Origin of the sequence: Bacillus sp. Xin1 (genome assembly GCF_013314535.1) — a bacterium.
Lineage (GTDB): Bacteria > Bacillota > Bacilli > Bacillales > Bacillaceae_G > Bacillus_A.
Map to the genome: position 1 here is coordinate 1 of NZ_JABUAE010000119.1, position 2,135 is coordinate 2,135.

2 protein-coding genes are annotated in these 2,135 nt (G+C 34.6%); both read left to right on the plus strand.

What is annotated here, in order from left to right; all coding sequences use genetic code 11:
- The first annotated feature begins 332 nt into the window (after positions 1 to 332).
- The gene (locus tag HRG09_RS27955) at positions 333 to 896 is read left to right on the plus strand and encodes a plasmid pRiA4b ORF-3 family protein (RefSeq protein ID WP_174104052.1); all 564 of its coding nucleotides are present in this window, start codon (positions 333 to 335) and stop codon (positions 894 to 896) included.
- 352 nt (positions 897 to 1,248) lie between these two features.
- Positions 1,249 to 1,956 carry an IS6 family transposase gene (locus tag HRG09_RS27960; protein WP_174104053.1) on the plus strand — a complete coding sequence of 236 codons (708 nt, stop codon included), beginning with the start codon at positions 1,249 to 1,251 and terminating at the stop codon, positions 1,954 to 1,956.
- Positions 1,957 to 2,135: the final 179 nt, after the last annotated feature.

Below are 2,135 nucleotides of genomic sequence, written 5' to 3' on the forward strand. Positions count from 1 at the left end.
CCCTGTGCACAAGCAAGAAGATGGTCTTTTTTGTGAAAATTAGGTAACTGAAAAATAACGAAAAAACAAATTAGGTTTTTGGAATTCATTAACTTTAGAAAATAACGTTTTTTTACACTTGGGGGTATTTCAAAATTTTAAGTTGATGGGCATGGGCCTCACCATACCATTTCGGGAAAATTGTACGTTTAGACACAATTTGGACATATTTTAAGGCGTTCTTTGTAAAATATCATAATTTTTGATTCCTTTACTGGATTTTTACTATCTATTTCTCATGATTTCAGTGAAAATGAAAAATATGCCATTACTTCAGACGGGAGGAAACAAGAATGAAATGTTATCAATTACATTTGGAATTAGTGGGATGTCCTTTCCCTATTTGGAGAAAAGTTATTTTACCCGCGAAATTAACTTTTGATGATTTGCATGACGTGATTCAATGCTTATTTCAGTGGGAACATCAACATTTATTTGAATTTACTGTAGGAAAATATGCTATATCGGCTCCACCTGATTCGAGCATTTCCTTTTCTATGTTGGAACAGACAACCCCATCTCGAATGCTACGTGCTCATAGAACCATGCTACTTGAACAAATCAAAAAGAAGGGTCAGATTTTTCAATATGTATACGATTTTGGAGATCATTGGTTGCTACAGATTCAAGTTGAAGATATACTCGATCAAAATTCTGATAAAATAACATGCATCGGAGGAGAAAATGCAGCCCCTTTAGAGGATATTGGAGGTATTCCAGGTTATCTTGAATTTTTAGAAGCGATAAAAAATGCTTCACATCCACAACATAAGATGTATGCGGAATGGAACCTATTAGATTTTGATCCTTCTTTCTTCGATATACAAGAAGTGAATAAAGGACTAGCCTTATTGTGAGTGAATCATAAGTAAATGATAGTTTCCTTTATAAATTTAAACAAGGACTTGATTTTTTGCTATGAAAAAAATCAGGTTCTTTTTTGTGTACAGAAAATTATGTTTATGAACAGAGAATAAAACTCAATAATATCAACGTTTTCTAGTTATAATCATGTTCATAAAGTGTGTAAATAAATCAATGTTCAATTAAACTTAGTTTTTTATTTTTCTGAACATGTAGTTATCTCTAAAAAAAGGCTGTAACACCAAGGGTTGGTAGGTTCTGGTGCAAAAACTTTAAAGCTCTTGCAAGTAATCTCCAAATCTTGGACATACTGATACTATTACTCTATAAAGGTGTGTGATCGGTATGGAAAAACAAAATTTGTTCAAATGGAAGCATTATCAGCCTGACATTATTTTGTTAACGGTTAGATGGTACCTACGGTACAGCCTCAGTTTTCGTGATTTGGTGGAAATGATGGAGGAACGCGGCTTATCTATGGCTCACACAACGATTATGCGTTGGGTTCATCAATATGGACCTGAATTAGATGAAAGAGTACGGCGTCATCTCAAGCAAACAAATGACTCATGGAGAGTCGATGAAACCTATATAAAAGTAAAAGGACAATGGATGTACTTATATCGTGCAGTCGATTCGAGAGGAAATACGATTGACTTTTATTTAAGTAAATCCAGAGATACCAAAGCAGCCAAGCGCTTTTTCAAAAAAGCCTTGGCTGTTCGTCATTCTACAACACCACGTGTCGTTACGGTTGATAAAAATCCAGCGTATCCTTTAGCCCTTGAACAGTTAAAAGAAGAAAAGATGATGCCTGAAGGCGTTAAAATCAGACGAATACGGTACCTTAACAATATAGTAGAACAAGATCATCGTTTCATTAAGAAACGTGTGCGTTCTATGTTGGGATTCAAGTCGTATGAAACAGCCACTTCTATATTGAGTGGCATTGAAGCGATGCATATGGTGAAAAAAGGACAACTTCACCAACGGGTGAAGTCTGTCCAAAATGAAGTCAAATTCATACATAAGTTGTTTGGAGTTGCATCATAATCTATAATTGAACAGGCCATGTAGGTTCTATGTCTTCATCAAATAGTTTTTGCAAGTAATCTCCTAAACTTGGACATACTGATACTATTACTCTAAAAAAGGTGTGTGATCGGTATGAAAAAGGAAAATTTGTTCAAATGGAAGCACTATCAGCCTGATATAATCTTGTTAACGGTAAA

Coding starts and splice junctions, on each gene's coding strand:
- HRG09_RS27955 (WP_174104052.1), top strand. CDS start 333: ATGAAATGTTATCAATTACATTTGGAATTAGTGGGATGTCCTTTCCCT.
- HRG09_RS27960 (WP_174104053.1), top strand. CDS start 1,249: ATGGAAAAACAAAATTTGTTCAAATGGAAGCATTATCAGCCTGACATT.